The 14,442-nt window shown below is 68.0% G+C and carries 11 protein-coding genes; 5 read left to right on the top strand and 6 right to left on the bottom strand.

All coding sequences use genetic code 11. From position 1 onward, the window contains the following. Positions 1 to 5: 5 nt before the first annotated feature. Positions 6 to 764 (bottom strand): sulfite exporter TauE/SafE family protein, encoded by a 759-nt coding sequence (locus C1O66_RS14760; RefSeq protein ID WP_102768579.1) that lies wholly within the window; start codon positions 762 to 764, stop codon positions 6 to 8. A 506-nt stretch (positions 765 to 1,270) separates the two neighbouring features. On the opposite strand from C1O66_RS14760, the gene C1O66_RS14755 reads away from it, so the two are divergent. Together C1O66_RS14755 and C1O66_RS14750 are read left to right on the top strand one after the other, a co-directional pair. Continuing rightward, positions 1,271 to 2,698: a TIGR03790 family protein gene (locus C1O66_RS14755; protein WP_165794624.1), complete on the top strand. Its 1,428-nt coding sequence runs from the start codon at positions 1,271 to 1,273 to the stop codon at positions 2,696 to 2,698. Between the two features lie 81 nt (positions 2,699 to 2,779). Continuing rightward, positions 2,780 to 4,705: a B12-binding domain-containing radical SAM protein gene (locus C1O66_RS14750; RefSeq protein WP_102769662.1), complete on the top strand. Its 1,926-nt coding sequence runs from the start codon at positions 2,780 to 2,782 to the stop codon at positions 4,703 to 4,705. On the opposite strand, the gene C1O66_RS14745 is transcribed toward C1O66_RS14750, so the two are convergent. The 3 genes from C1O66_RS14745 to C1O66_RS14735 form a co-directional block, all read right to left on the bottom strand. After that, positions 4,688 to 5,335, bottom strand: a complete 648-nt coding sequence (locus C1O66_RS14745) for a tRNA-uridine aminocarboxypropyltransferase (protein WP_102768577.1) — start codon at positions 5,333 to 5,335, stop codon at positions 4,688 to 4,690. The two genes, C1O66_RS14750 and C1O66_RS14745, sit on opposite strands and share 18 nt — an antisense overlap. 58 nt (positions 5,336 to 5,393) lie before the next feature. Beyond that, positions 5,394 to 6,008, bottom strand: coding sequence for a hypothetical protein (locus tag C1O66_RS14740; RefSeq protein ID WP_102768576.1), 615 nt, complete (start codon positions 6,006 to 6,008; stop codon positions 5,394 to 5,396). A gap of 189 nt (positions 6,009 to 6,197) precedes the next feature. Then, on the bottom strand, positions 6,198 to 7,514 hold the full coding sequence (locus C1O66_RS14735; RefSeq protein WP_102768575.1) for a hypothetical protein: 1,317 nt from the start codon (positions 7,512 to 7,514) through the stop codon (positions 6,198 to 6,200). Between the two features lie 668 nt (positions 7,515 to 8,182). Here C1O66_RS14735 and C1O66_RS14730 point away from each other — a divergent pair. Further along, positions 8,183 to 10,498: a DEAD/DEAH box helicase gene (locus C1O66_RS14730; RefSeq protein WP_409994017.1), complete on the top strand. Its 2,316-nt coding sequence runs from the start codon at positions 8,183 to 8,185 to the stop codon at positions 10,496 to 10,498. A 45-nt stretch (positions 10,499 to 10,543) separates the two neighbouring features. Here the strand turns inward: C1O66_RS14730 and C1O66_RS23940 are convergent, their stop codons facing one another. Beyond that, positions 10,544 to 10,708 (bottom strand): hypothetical protein, encoded by a 165-nt coding sequence (locus C1O66_RS23940; protein WP_165794623.1) that lies wholly within the window; start codon positions 10,706 to 10,708, stop codon positions 10,544 to 10,546. Between the two features lie 235 nt (positions 10,709 to 10,943). Between C1O66_RS23940 and C1O66_RS14725 the strand changes: the two genes are divergently transcribed. After that, positions 10,944 to 11,309, top strand: a complete 366-nt coding sequence (locus C1O66_RS14725; RefSeq protein ID WP_223696691.1) for a thioredoxin family protein — start codon at positions 10,944 to 10,946, stop codon at positions 11,307 to 11,309. Positions 11,310 to 11,380: 71 nt separating this feature from the next. Next, positions 11,381 to 12,766: a leucyl aminopeptidase family protein gene (locus tag C1O66_RS14720; RefSeq protein ID WP_102768573.1), complete on the top strand. Its 1,386-nt coding sequence runs from the start codon at positions 11,381 to 11,383 to the stop codon at positions 12,764 to 12,766. 15 nt (positions 12,767 to 12,781) lie between these two features. On the opposite strand, the gene C1O66_RS14715 is transcribed toward C1O66_RS14720, so the two are convergent. Beyond that, positions 12,782 to 14,431: a GMC family oxidoreductase gene (locus C1O66_RS14715; protein ID WP_102768572.1), complete on the bottom strand. Its 1,650-nt coding sequence runs from the start codon at positions 14,429 to 14,431 to the stop codon at positions 12,782 to 12,784. Between the last annotated feature and the right edge of the window lie 11 nt (positions 14,432 to 14,442).

Here is a 14,442-nt window from a genome sequence, read left to right as displayed (position 1 = left end):
AAAGCTCAGCGAAAGAAGGCGTCCCAGGCCGTTTTCAGGATCAGGGCCGACACCACCAGCACGAACATCGAGCGCACAAAGCCGGCGCCACGCGCCAAGGCCATGCGGGTGCCGAACAGGCTGCCAATCACATTGGCCACGGCCATCACCAGAGCGACCTGCCACCAGATGTGGCCGGTGCTGCCAAACAACATCAAGGCAGCGGCGTTGGTGGCTGTATTCATCAGCTTGGCGGTGGCCGAGGCATGGAGAAAGTCGTAACCCAGCAAGCGCACGAACAGGAAGACGAAGAAGCTGCCGGTGCCAGGGCCGAAAAAGCCGTCATAGAAACCGATCAGCAGGGCAATGGCACCGGCGACCGCGGTTTCGCGCCAGCCCTGGTGCCGAGGCGCATGGTGCCGTCCCATGTCCTTTCGCACCAGGGTGTAGATCAAGACGGCCAACAGGATCACCGGCAAGGCGCGACGCAGGAAGCCGGGGTCAATCTGAGTGACCAGCCAGGCGCCGCCGAAGCCGCCCACCATGGCCAGGGCTGCTGCCGGTAGCAGGGCGGACCAGTTCAGCTGGACACGCTTGGCATACTGAAGCGTGGCCCAGGCAGTGCCCCAGATCGAGGCGCCTTTGTTGGTGCCGAACAAGGTGGCCGGCGCGGTTTGCGGATAAACGCTGAACAGGGCGGGCACCAGCACCAAGCCACCTCCGCCCACCACCGCATCAATGAATCCAGCCAGGAGCGAGGCAAGGGCGACAGTCAGCAAATCCATGGAGAAGCGTTCGGATCAGGGCGCGGCGGGGCCAGCGAGCGCGGCCACGAGAGCCGCAAATGAAACGGGCACCTGAAGTGGCTTCAGGTGCCCGTCGATTGTGACTGTGTCACTTTATACGTCGTGCTATCACTACAACTTGAGTTTGTCTCCTCAGCCCCGCCTGGCACCGTCCGTTCGCACGGCCTGTGCATCGAGTGATGCGAATGTAGGCAGCTGGCCCTGTGCACGCACTTGGGGTTTTTACGGGCATTTCGCACCAAGATAGTGAAGTCAGCGCGTGCACACTTTTGATATTGGTGAGATTTCACCGTCTCTGGGGCTGCGAATGCATGCCCCGGCCTGGGGCTGCCGGACCTGCAAATATGGGGGCGCTCGGCACGCCGAAGAGCGCATGTGTGGCATTTCTGCACAGCATGCGGGTCGGCACTTGTAGATCCGGAAGGCGGAAAACGGTTTGCAATTCTTGTCTTCGAACCCGCAAGGCCTGTGAAAACATCCGGCCCATGAACGCTGTCGTGAGTCCACTCTCCAACCTTCTTTCTTGGCTGGGCCGCCGTGCGCGTTTCGGCCTGGTGTGCGCCGTGCTGCTGAGCTTGCAAGCCTGTGGTGGAGGAGGGGGCGGAGGCAGTGACAGCACAGGGAGCACACCCACGCCAGCGCCCAGTGCCACCAGCACCTATGGCCTCAGCCTGCCGCGCGCCGGCCTGGTGCCAGCCGATCTGGCCGTTCTGGTGGCCGAAGGCGATGCGCTCGGTGAATCCATTGCGGCCTACTACCTCAGCGCCCGTGGCGTGCCGGCAGCCAACTTGATTCGTGTCAAGCTGCCCACCAAAACCGATGCCATTTCGGCCAGTGACTTCGCCACCCTCAAGGCTGAGATCGACGCCAAGCTGCCGTCAGGGATTCAGGCCTTGATGCTGACCTGGACCGCGCCGTCGCGCGTGGTGGGTACGTGTGCCATGGGCATCACCAGCGCTTTGGCGTTCGGCTATGACGCGAAGTCCTGTGTCTCGCCCGCCGGCAGCTGCCTCGCCACCCAGGCCTCGGCCTACTTCGACTCGGATTCCACCCAGCCTTGGACTGACCATCAGGTCCGGCCGGCCATGATGCTGGGCGCCCGCAGCCTGGAGGTCGCCAAGGCGCTGATTGACCGCGGCGTCAAGGCCGATGCCAGCCAGCCCTTGGGCGATGGGTATCTCCTGCGCACCAGTGACAATCTGCGCAGCACCCGTTGGAGTGACTTCAGCGCTTTGCCAGGCCTCTGGTCCGGCCGACTCAAGCTCAATTTCCTGGACAACTCGGCGGGCGGATCGCGTGACAGCGTGCAGGGCAGCAGCGGCGTTCTGTTCTATTTCACCGGCTTGGAGCTGACGCCGGGCTTGGCCACCAACACCTACCAACCCGGGGCGGTCGGAGACTCCCTGACCTCGTACGGCGCACTCTTTCCCAACGGCGGGGGGCAAACCTCGGTCCTCGCCTGGCTCGACGCCGGCCTCACCGGCAGTTACGGCACGGTCGAGGAGCCCTGCAATTTCACGCAGAAGTTCTCCAAAGCCTCGGTGTTGATCGAGCAGTACTACCGCGGCGCCACCTTGATCGAAGCGTACTGGAAGTCCGTGCAGCAGCCGGGCCAAGGCTTGTTCGTCGGCGAACCGTTGGCGCGGCCGTTTGCCGACACCCCCAGCTTCAAGCTGGAGGGCAGCCAGTACCTGATCAGCAGCCGCGCCCTGCGTCCGGGCGCGAGTTACAGCCTGGACTACCAGATCGGCGCTGCCGGCAGCTGGATCACCCTGGCCAGCTTCAAGCCCAGCAAGGCCGAAGTGCAGAATCTCAGCGCCCCCTTGCCGCCGGCCACGGCCACGGCCCTGCGCTGGCGCGGTCCCTGCCCGACCCAGCCCAGCCAGCAATGCACCTTGGCGAGCAGCCCCTGATCCTGTGTTGCCTGTGATCGCCTGAGCGCACGGGCGGGAGGCCCGGCTGGCAAAATGGCACACCCTGCCGGCCCTGTCTTCATGTCCTCGACGCCTCCTCTCTCGCCCTCCAGCTTCCGCGTGTTGTCGCTCATCCCGCCGATGACGCAGCTGAACACGCCGTATCCGTCCACGGCTTATCTGACCGGCTTTCTGCGCTCGCGCCAGATCGATGCGGTGCAGGAGGACCTGGCCCTGGCCCTGATGCTGCAGCTGTTTTCTCGCGCCGGCTTGCTGGCCCTGCGCGAGCGCATCCAGGCCTTGGCGCCCGAGCAGCGCACGCCCATGGTCCAGGGATTTGACGTCTACTTTGACCGTTATCTCTCGACCATCACGCCGACCATCGCGTTCCTGCAGGGGCGTGACCCGACCCTGGCGCACCGCATCAACAGCCGCGCCTTCCTGCCCGAGGGCCCGCGCTTTGATTCGCTCGATGTTTATGTCGACGAGGAAGGCGGCGACCCGCTGGCCTGGGCCTTCGGTGCCCTGGGCCTGCAGGACCGGGCGCGCCACCTGGCCACGCTTTATCTGAACGACCTGGCCGATGTGCTGCGCGAGGCGGTGGACCCGCGCTTCGAGTTCGTCCGCTATGCCGAGTCATTGGCGACCAGCCAGCCCACCTTCGACCCATTGGCTGAGGCTTTGGCCGCGCCGCTGAATCTGGTCGATGAAACCTTGCGCACCCTGGCCCTGGCCGCGGTGGCCAAGCACCAGCCGCAGCTGGTGCTGATCTCGGTGCCCTTCCCGGGTGCGGTCTATGCCGCCTTCCGCATCGCCCAGGCGATCAAGGCCGAGCACCCTGGCGTGGTGCTGGCCCTGGGCGGTGGCTTCGTCAACACCGAGCTGCGCGAGCTCAGCGAGCCGCGCGTGTTCGATTACTTCGACTACCTGACCTTGGACGCCGGCGAGCGCCCTCTGTTGGCGCTGCTGGAGCATCTGCAAGGCCGCCGCTCGCGCCAGCGTCTGGTGCGCACCTTTGTGCGCGAAGACGGCCAGGTCCGCTACATCAACTTCGTCGAGCCCGACATCGCGTTTGCCGAGGTGGGCACGCCCACCTGGGACGGCCTGCCCCTGGACCGCTACCTGTCCCTGCTGGACATGCTCAACCCCATGAACCGGCTCTGGTCCGATGGGCGCTGGAACAAGCTGACCGTGGCGCACGGCTGCTACTGGAAGAAGTGCAGCTTCTGCGACGTCAGCCTCGACTACATCTCGCGCTACGAGGGCGCCTCGGCCGCCACCCTGGTCGATCGCATCGAGGCCATCGTCGCCGAGACCGGCCAGACCGGTTTCCACTTCGTCGACGAGGCCGCGCCGCCCAAGGCCTTGAAGGCGCTCGCTGCTGAGTTGCAGGCGCGCCAGCTGGGCATCTCCTGGTGGGGCAATATCCGTTTCGAGAAGTCCTTCAGCCCGGAGCTTTGCCAGCAGCTGGCCGACAGCGGCTGCATCGCCATCTCGGGTGGCTTGGAGGTTGCGTCCGACCGATTGCTGAACCTGATGAAAAAAGGCGTCTCGGTCGACCAGGTCGCGCGCGTGACCAAAGCCTTCACCGACGCCGGCATCCTGGTCCATGCCTACCTGATGTACGGCTTTCCGACCCAGACCGTGCAGGACACGGTCGACGCGCTTGAATATGTGCGCCAGTTGTTCGAGAACGGCTGCATCCAGAGCGGCTTTTTCCACCGCTTTGCCTGCACCGTGCACTCGCCCGTGGGTCAGAAGCCGGAAGAGTTCGGCGTGCAGCTGCTGTCCCTGCCGCCCAGCCCCTTCGCCAAGAACGATGTCGGCTTTGTCGACCCCACGGGCGTGGATCACGATGTGCTGGGCCAGGCGCTCAAGAAAGCCATCTACAACTACATGCACGGCATCGGCCTCGAGCAGGACGTGCGCAGCTGGTTCAGCATCAAGGTGCCCAAGACCACGGTGGCGCGCCACCGCATTGCCCGCGCTCTAACGCAGGCGCATTGACGGTCGGGGCTGCACGCGCTCCTGCCGCTCGTTCAGCCAGGCGCTGAAGGCTTGCAGCAGGGGCTCGTAGCGCTCAGCTTGGGTTTCCAGTGTCTGCAAGGCCAGCACGGCCGCCTCCAGCGTCGAGCGCTGCTCGGCCCGCTCCGCCTTGCGATGGTCGGCATAGCGGGAGGGTGGCGGGTCTTGCAGGGCCAGCCGCGGCAGGGTCTGCAGGGCCGGGTTGAGCCAGAGCATCTTGCGGCTCTTGCGCCAGGTGGCGTCGATCACAACCAGGCGCAGCGGCCGGTCATCGTTCGCCGGGGTCTCGAACATCGGCTCGGTCTGGCCCGGCGTGGGCGGGTAGAGCAGCAGGGCCCGCCGCCCGTCTTGATGCAGGGCGGCCTGCAGCGCGGCCGGGTCGAATTGCTCGCCCACCCACAGGCGGCAGCGGGCCAGGCTCAAGCGCAGCAGACGCGCCGAACCCTTGGCCTGCTGCTGTTCCTGTGGGTGCTGCAGCAGCAAGAGTTCGACCGGGTTGTCGATGGCCTGCGCCCAGTGGCACAGGCAGCTCGGGGTGGGCAGCTCGCAGCGCGGGCAGCGCGGGCGCCCGGCTGGGGGCGGAGACGCTTCAGTCGAAAGATCGGTCGGCATGGCGGCCGTGATCAGAACACAGCCGCGCTGCTGCAGCGGCCTGTGGCGCCGTGCGGGCTCAGGCTGCCTGGCGCGCTGGAGCCCCCGCCAGACCGCGCTGCGGGCGCGAGTCCAGCTCGGAATCGAGGTCGGAGTCCAGGTCCGAATCCAGTTGCGAGCTCAGCTGCGAATTCAGCTGAGATTGCCGTGCCTTGCGCTGCCGACGCAGCCGCGCCGACCAGCGGCCGGCCGAGAGGATGGCCAGCAGCACCGCCACGCCGTTCAGCGAACCCCAGAGCGGCGGCACGGTGGAAGAGAGCAGCAGACCGGTCAGCGAGGGCTGGTAGCCACCGGCGCGGCTGCTGACTTCGAGCACGCCGGCCAGCAAGGCCAGCAACCAGGCCAAGCCCATGCCACCCAGGCACCAGGCCGTGGTCGGGTGGCGGCTGTGGCCGCGGTGCGGCCGCACGGTGTAGAAGGCCCAGACCCAGGCCACGCCGTAGAGCAGCACCGCGATCAACACAGCCTGGGCAAGCTGCAGCGTCCAACTGCCGCTGCCACCCAAAAGGCTTTGCAGACTCAAAGGCCAACGTTGACTGGCCAGGCTGTGAGCCAACCCCAGGGCGCTGAGATAGAGCAAGGCGCCGGACACAAAGGACCAGATGCGTCTTGCGGTTCTGATTTCGCTGCCCATGGCGATGCGTTGGCTCCGTACGTCTGAGGATGACAAATGCGTCAGCTCGATTCTGGGTGCCGCACTGTTGGCCGCCCAGAGGCCGCGCACCCGCAGACCGGGGGACCGCAGCTCGCGTAGATGGCGCAAGCGTTGAATCCGTCACGCTTTTCGGTCCTCGGCCCGCTGTTCAAGGCCGGGTGTTTGCGCTCAAAGCCTGGGAACGTTGGCCTGCTGAAGCAGGGGCAAGGCCGCGATGCGGGCCTCGATCTCGGCCATCATCTGCCGGTAGGCGGGCGCATCGATGCCGCCGTAGCGCTGCTGGAAGGCCTCGGCGCTGAGGAACTCGGGCAGGTCGGCCACGCCGGGCATGAAATCCAGCTCGTGCAAGCCCACCCGCATCAAGGCCTGCAGGCTGCGCGGGGCGTCCTTGGCCAGCAGGCCGAAGCGGGTGCCGGCCCGGTCGGCGGCGATGTCGTTGAAGCTGAAACCGCTGCCACCGCGCGAATCGGCCACTTCCTTGTAGACCCCGATGGCATCGGCCAGCGGCCCGCTGCCTTCCAGCGCCAGCACGGCCGAGACCAGGAAATGCTGGGGGAAATCATCGCGCCCTGCCAGGGTCACCATGCGCGGCAGCGGCTGCGGCCAGGCGCGGGCGCTGGGCAGCAGCTTGCTCCAGCGTTGGCCGGTGGAGAACAGGGCCAGGGTCAGCAAGGCGGCGCGATTCTCGGCCACGGGGTCGGCGTCCGGCCGCTCGCTGCGAGCACGCGCCAGCTCAAAGATGGGGGGCATCAGGAGCGCCAGGGAAACTGAGCTGCCCGGCGGGTAGGCTGCACTGATCTCGACCAGGCGCCGGTTGTAGGCTTGGGCTCGCTCCTGTTCGTCCGGGGTCCAGAAGGCGCCCAGCACATGATCCAGGCTGTCGGCTTGCCAGTGGTAGCCGAGCAGCAGCTCCTGGGGATTGAAGCGCAGGGACTCCACCAGTTCGCCGGCCCGTTGGGCCTGGACCGACAAGGCCAGATGGCCCAGCCCCCGCCGCAAGGCCGCTTCCGCCAGCCAGGCTGGCAAGGGCAGGTGGCCCAGGCGCAGTTCTTCCACCTGGGGCAGGGCAAGCGTCTGGCTCAGCCGGGCCTCCAGATTCAGCCAGACCCCCAGCGCCGGCATCTGCAAGCTGGCTTGCAGTCGGGCCGTGCCCGCCTGCAGCTGGATCTGCGCAGCCCCGCGGCCTTGGCCGTAGCGCTGGGCCAGCTGCATGAGCATCAGATTGAGCTGGCGCTCTTCGATGCGCAGCAGGCGATGCGGGCTGGCTTGGAGGCGGCGCGGGTCATTGCGGCGCAGAAAGTCCTTGGTGCTCTGGATCTCTTCGGGTTTCAGGCCGCCGTCGACAGGCTCGACAAGGGGCCGACTTTGCACGGCCAGTGTGGCGGCGATTGCGATCAGAAGCAGGGGGCTGAGCAAGAGCCAGGGCCAGAGCCGGCGCGAGCGGCGAGGCGAGACGGAGGCGGGGTCGAGAGACGCAAACTTCATGGCAATCAGTCTGCCAGCAAAGCCGCGCTCCGACCGTTCGTCAGCCGCCGCGTCTTCGTCCGCCCCCGACAATGCGCGCCATGTTGGAGACTTCTGCCGCATCAGCCGCCCCCCCAGGCCCTTCGGCCCCGCGCATCTGGCCGCCCACGGCCGAGGTCCTGGCGCGCCTGTTCGAGCGTGGCCGGCTGCAGCGCGCGCGCCAGTTGCAGGGCCAGATCCTGGAGCTCCGTGCCGACGGCCAGGGCGCCAGCGCCCGGGTGAGCGGCGCCCGCGAGCAGGTCTTCGAGCTCGACCTGCAAGGTGTGGCCGATGCCTCCGGCCAGCCGCATTACAGCGCCCTGTGCAGCTGCCGCACCCAGCGCTTTTGCGAGCATGCTGCGGCGGTGTTGCTGCGCCTGCAGATCGAGGCTGACGCGCCGCTGCGCGAGGCCCTGCTGCAGCAATGGGTGCAGGCCCTGCGCCGCAAGGCCAGCCGCGAGGAGCTCAAACGCCTGCCGCCCCTGCCCGATGCCGATGCGGCGCGCTTGATGGATTTGCTGCTGCGGGGAGATGAGGAGGAGCAAGCGCCGAGTCCGCCATCCGCGGCCGAGCCGCCTGCCGAGCCTGCCGAGCCTGCCGAGCTTGACCTGGGCGTCGAGCCTGCGCGCTTCCAGCCCGAGCTGCGCCTGATGACCCTGGGCCGAGGCGATGGCCTGCTGGGTCTGGCGCCGGGCGGCCGTCTGGGGCCGCGCGGTGACCATGTCAGCGTGGCCCAGCTGCGCTGGGTCTACCGCTTCGAGGATGGCTGCCGCTGGCAGACTGAGGCGCCACGCTCGCTCTTGAACAGCCGCCCGCCCGCCCAGCAGCGGGTGGACACCCCCAGCGGCCAGCGTCGCCTGGCCCGCGATCTGCTGGCCGAGGCCGAGGCGCGCGATCAGCTCTGGGCCAGCGGCCTGGTCCCGCTCGCGCCCGAGCAGCTGCAGTGGCGCCACCCCAGCGCCGCCCAGGGCCTGGAGGCCTTGTGGACGCTCAGCCAGGAGGAGTTCTTCGCCGCCTTCTGGCTGGAGCGGGTGCCGGCGCTGCAGGCGGCGGGCTGGAAGGTGGATGTGCGCCCCGGCTTTGCCCACCGGCCCGCCCCGGCCGAGGCCTGGCAGCTCAAGATCGAGAAGCTGGGCCTGCCGGGCCGCCAGGGCTCCTGGCTGCTCAGCCTCGGTGTCGAGGTGGACGGCGAAACCCTGGACCTGGCGCCCATGATTGCCGACCTGCTGCGCCGTGATGCGCGCTGGTTCGATGCCGAGGCCATTGCTTGTATCGATGACGCGGCCCTGATCCTGCTGCACGCGCCAGGCGGCCGCCGCATCGAAGCGCCAGGCTCCATTCTCAAACCCATCATCGGCGCCATGGTGGACCTGCTCAGCGACCCCAAGCGGGCCGAAGGTCCGATCCCGCTCAGCGATTGGGACGCCGGCCGCTTGCTGGCGCTGGACGCGCGCAGCGGCTGGCAGTTCCAGGGTGATGCCGATCTGCGCCGCCTGGCGCAGCGCCTGCAGCAGGCCGGCAGCCCGCAACCGGTGGCGCCGCCGCAAGGCCTGGCGCTGACCCTGCGGCCCTACCAGCGCAGCGGCCTGGCCTGGCTGCAATACCTGCGTGAGCAGGGCCTGGCCGGCATCCTGGCCGATGACATGGGCCTGGGGAAAACCGCCCAGGCTTTGGCCCATCTGCTGCTTGAAAAAGAAGCAGGCCGCCTGGACCGGCCGGCCCTGGCCGTGCTGCCCAGCTCCCTGCTGTTCAACTGGCTGGCCGAGGCGCGCCGGGTGGCGCCGGGCCTGCGCGTGCTCTTGCTGCAAGGGCCGGAGCGCGCGCGCGACTTTGCCCGCCTGGGCGAGTTCGATCTGGTGCTGTCCACCTACCCGCTGCTCTGGCGCGACATCGCGGCCTTGGCCGCCCAGCCCTGGCACCTTTTAATCCTGGACGAGGCGCAGACGGTCAAGAACGCGGCCAGCCGGGCGGCGCAAGCGGTGCGCCGCCTGAACGCGCGCCACCGGCTCTGCCTGACCGGCACACCGCTGGAGAACCATCTGGGTGAGCTCTGGGCACAGTTCGATTTCCTGATGCCTGGATTCCTGGGCGATGCACGCAGCTTCGCCCGGCTCTGGCGCAAACCCATCGAGGAAAACGGCGAATCCCTGCGCGCCCAGCTGCTGGCCCAACGCGTGCGTCCTTTCATCCTGCGCCGCCGCAAGGACCAGGTGGCAGCCGAGCTGCCGCCCCTGACCGAGGTGACGCGGCGGGTGCAGCTCTACGGCGCCCAGCGCGATCTCTACGAGAGCGTGCGCGTGGCGGCCGACACCCAGGTGCGGCGCGTGCTGGCCCGGCGCGGCTTTGCCGGCGCGCAGATCTCGGTGCTGGATGCCTTGCTCAAGCTGCGCCAGGTCTGCTGTGACCCGGCCTTGGTCAAGGGCGTGGATCTGGCGCCGGACATGGGCCGGGCCAAGCTGGAGCTGCTGGAGCAGATGCTGCCCGAGCTGCTGGCCGAGGGGCGGCGGGTGCTGGTGTTCTCCCAGTTCACCGAGATGCTGGGCTTGATCGAAGCGCTGCTACAGCACCTGAAGCTACCCAGCCTGACGCTCAGCGGCGACACGCCCATCGGCCAGCGCGGCGAGATCGTCCGGCGCTTTCAGGCCGAGGAGATACCGCTGCTGCTGGTCAGCCTCAAGGCGGGCGGTGTGGGTTTGAATCTGACGGCAGCCGACACGGTCATCCATGTCGACCCCTGGTGGAACCCGGCGGTGGAAGCCCAGGCCAGCGCGCGGGCGCACCGCATCGGCCAGGACAAGCCGGTGTTTGTCTACAAACTGGTGGTGGGCGGCAGCATCGAGGAGCGGATGCTGGAGCTGCAGGCCCGCAAACTGGCCCTGGCGCAGGGTGTGCTGGGCGAAGATGGGGCCGATGCAGCCAAGTTCAGCGCTGAGGATTTGGCGCTCTTGCTGGCGCCGCTGGGCTGAACGAAAGCGGGTTTTGCGAACCTGCGCAAAACCCGCTGGAGCGGATCACCGTTTACGGTCGAAGCGGAGTGCGCGGGCCAGGCTGCGGCGATCGCAGGCGAAGTTGCCGGATTCAAAAGCCTCGTGCTTGCGGCCCTTGTTGTCCAGCGATGCCCAGTCGGGGCAGGGCATGCGGCGCGGTTGTTGTTCGGGGTGCTGCTGAGTTTTCATGGCGATTCAGAGGCCTTGCGGCTGCTGCTACGACGGTAGCGACGGCTTGCAGGAGATCTGCCTTGGCTGTCGCTTGCTGGGTCAACGCGACAGGAAAACCCTCGGTTGACAGTGCCGGCAAGATTTTTTGCAGAGCTTTGCCGGGCCGGGCGTCGCCAGTTCGCAACGGCTTGACCTTGGATCAAGGTCGGTGAATGCTTTGTCGCTAAGCTTCGCCACCATGCCAAGCCCCGCCGTGTCTGCCCTTCCGTCTTCGCCCGATGCCGCCCTCCAGCCCATGCTGGTGGCCTGCTTGTGCGCGGCCTGGTGCCGCACCTGCGACAGCTACCACGAGGTGGTGGCCGCGCTGCGTGAGCAGTTCCCGCAGCACCGCTTCATCTGGGTGGACATCGAAGATGACGAGGAGCTGGTGGGCGATCTGGAGGTGGAAACCTTCCCGACCTTGCTGATCGGTTCGGGCGCGCAGCTGCGCTTCATCGGCCCGGTCACGCCCCATCTGAGCACGGCTCAGCGCCTGCTGGCCACCGCGGCGGATCTGCCGGTGCAGGCCGGGCAGCCGGCCGCCCAGGCTTTGTTGATGCGTTTGCAGCGCAGCTGCTGAACCTGCGCGCGCCAAAAGCGGACAATCGCCGCTTTTGATTGCTCAGCCGCCCACGAGGCGCACCCCGCACCATGACAGTTCACCTGAAAGCCAAGGCGCCCAGCGGCGCCGTTGCCATCACCGTGGTCGACCGCGCCGCCTTCCAGGCCCTGGTGACCGAGCTGCCGGCGCCGACGCGCCACTGGCTGGCCACCCTGGGGTTCAAGGGCGCTGCCGACAGCTACGCCCTGGTGCCGGGCGCCGATGGCAAGCTGGGCCAGGTGTTCGCCGGTGTCGAGCACGCCGCCCATCCCTTCGCCCTGTCGGCCCTGCCGCAAGCGCTGCCCGAGGGTGACTATGTGCTGTCCGAGCAGGGCCTGCAGCTGCGGCCTGAGCAGGCCGCCCTGTCCTGGGAGCTCGGCGGCTACCAGTTCGACCTCTACAAGCCGCGCCGCCGCGCCCCGGCCGCGCTTTACCTGCCGGCCGACGCCAGCGCCCAGCGCGGCATCGCCCTGGCCACGGCCATCTCGGCCACGCGCGATCTGGTCAACACCCCGGCCGAGCACATGGGCCCCGAGGAGCTGGCGCAAGCGGCCCAGCTGATCGCCAAGCAGCATGGCGCCAAGTTCAAGCAGATCGTCGGTGACGCGCTCTTGAAGCAGAACTTCCCGGCCATCCACGCCGTCGGCCGTGCCAGCACGCGTGCCCCGCGCCTGATCGAGCTGAACTGGGGCAGCCCGAAAGCCCCGCTGCTGAGCATCGTCGGCAAGGGCGTCTGCTTCGACACCGGCGGCCTCGATATCAAGCCGGCCGATGGCATGCGTCAGATGAAGAAGGACATGGGCGGCGCCGCCAATGCCCTGGGCCTGGCCGCCCTGGTCATGGCCTTCAAGCTGCCGGTGCGCCTGCAGGTGCTGATCCCGGCGGTTGAGAACTCGATCTCGGGCAATGCCTACCGCCCCGGCGATGTGATCAAGACCCGCCAGGGCCTGCACATCGAGATCGGCAACACCGATGCCGAAGGCCGCGTGGTGCTCAGCGATGCGCTGGCCTATGCCTCCGAGCACAAGCCCGAGCTGATCATCGACCTGGCCACCCTGACCGGCGCCGCCCGCGTGGCCCTGGGCGCCCAGCTGCCGGCCCTGTTCAGCAAGCATTTCGACACCGCGCGTGACCTGGTCGACCTGGGCCTGAAGCTGGAAGACCCGATGTGGCACATGCCGCTGTGGGCGCCCTACAAAGAGGGCATCGCCAGCAGCATCGGTGACATCGTCAACACCGGCCGCAATGCCCTGGGCGGCGCCATCAACGCGGCGCTGTTCCTCGAGTACTTCGTGCCCGAGCACCAGGACTGGCTGCACATCGACCTGTTCGCCTGGAACGATGTGGCCCGCGCCGGCCGACCGGTGGGCGGCGAGGCGCAGACCATCCGCACCCTGCTGGCCTATCTGGAGCAGCGTTTCAGCACCAAGAGCTGAGGGCGGCAGGGGCCGTCAGGCCCCGGCCAGGATCCAGGCCGCGGCCTTCTCCGCAATCATCAGCGTCGGTGAATTGGTGTTGCCGCTGGTGATGTTGGGCATGACGCTGGCATCGACCACGCGCAGCCCGGCCACGCCGCGCACGCGCAGCCGGCTGTCCACTACGGCCATGGCGTCTTCGGCGCGGCCCATCTTGCAGGTGCCCACCGGGTGGAAGATGGTGGTGCCGATGTCGCCCGCAGCGCGCGCCAGCTCTTCTTCGCTTTCCAGCTGTGGGCCGGGCTTGATCTCTTCGGGCCGGTGGGCGGCCAGGGCTGGCTGGGCCACGATCTGGCGCGTCAGGCGCAGGGCGGCGGCGGCCACGCGCCGGTCGTGCTCGGTGGCGAGGTAGTTGGGCTGGATGCGCGGTGCCTCGCTCGCATCGGGCGAGCGGATCTGCACCGTGCCGCGGCTCGTCGGGTTCAGCTGGCAGACGCTGGCGGTGAAGGCATTGAAGGGGTGCAGAGGCTGGCCGAAGGCCTCCAGCGAGAGCGGCTGCACGTGGTACTCCAGATCTGGCCCGTCCGGATCGAGGCCGCTGCGCGCAAACGCGCCCAGCTGCGAGGGCGCCATGCTCATCGGCCCGCTGCGCTTGATCAGGTATTCGAGCCCGATCTTGGCCTTGCCCCACCAGCTTTGCGTCAAGGTGTTGAGGGTGAGCGCGCCCTCGACCTTGTAGATGCTGCGGATCTGCAAATGGTCTTGCAGATTGGCGCCGACCCCGGGCAGGTCCTGCTGCACGGCGATGCCCAAGGATTGCAGCAAGTCAGCCGGCCCCAGACCCGAGAGCTGCAAAAGCTGCGGTGAGCCGATGGCGCCGGCCGCCAGGATCAGCTCGCCACCGGGGTTCAGCGCGACGCTTTCCTGGCCACGCGGCGTGCGCACTTCGGCGCCTTCGCACTGCAACGCACCGCTCTCCGCGCGCGCCAGTGTCAGGCGCTGCACGGCCGCACCGGTCCAGAGTTCGAAGTTGGGCCGGGCATAGCAGGTCGGGCGCAGAAAGGCCTTGGTCGTGTTCCAGCGCAGGCCGGCGCGCTGGTTGACCTCGAAATAGCCCACGCCCTCGTTGCTGCCGGCGTTGAAGTCATCGCTGGCTGGGATGCCGGCCTGCACGGCGGCCGCGGCAAAGGCATCGAGGATGTCCCAGCGCAGGCGCTGGCGCTCGACCCGCCATTCGCCGCCGTGGCCATGGGCGGCCTTGAAGCCGGGGCTGGCGCGGGTGGCGTTGTCGTCCAGGCGCCAGTGGTCTTCGTGCTTGATGAAATCGGGCAGGCAGGCTTGCCAGCGCCAGGCCGGGTCGCCGGTGGCCGCCGCCCAGGCCTCGTAGTCGCGCGCCTGGCCGCGCATATAGATCATGCCGTTGATGCTGGAGCAGCCGCCCAGCACCTTGCCACGCGGGTAGCGCAGGCTGCGGCCGTTGAGGCCGGGCTCCGCCTCGGTCTGGAACAGCCAGTCGGTGCGCGGGTTGCCGATGCAGTGCAGATAGCCGACCGGGATGTGGATCCAGTGGTAATCGTCCCGGCCGCCGGCCTCCAGCAGCAGCACGCGCTTGCTCGGGTCGGCCGAGAGCCGGTTGGCCAGCAGGCAGCCGGCCGTGCCGGCGCCCACGATGATGTAGTCGAACATGGCGGCGGCGC

Origin of the sequence: Paucibacter aquatile, assembly GCF_002885975.1 — a bacterium.
In the GTDB taxonomy this organism is placed as follows: domain Bacteria; phylum Pseudomonadota; class Gammaproteobacteria; order Burkholderiales; family Burkholderiaceae_C; genus Paucibacter_A; species Paucibacter_A aquatilis.
The sequence above is the reverse complement of the archived record's forward strand: the minus strand, read 5'-3'. Positions and strand labels throughout refer to the sequence as shown.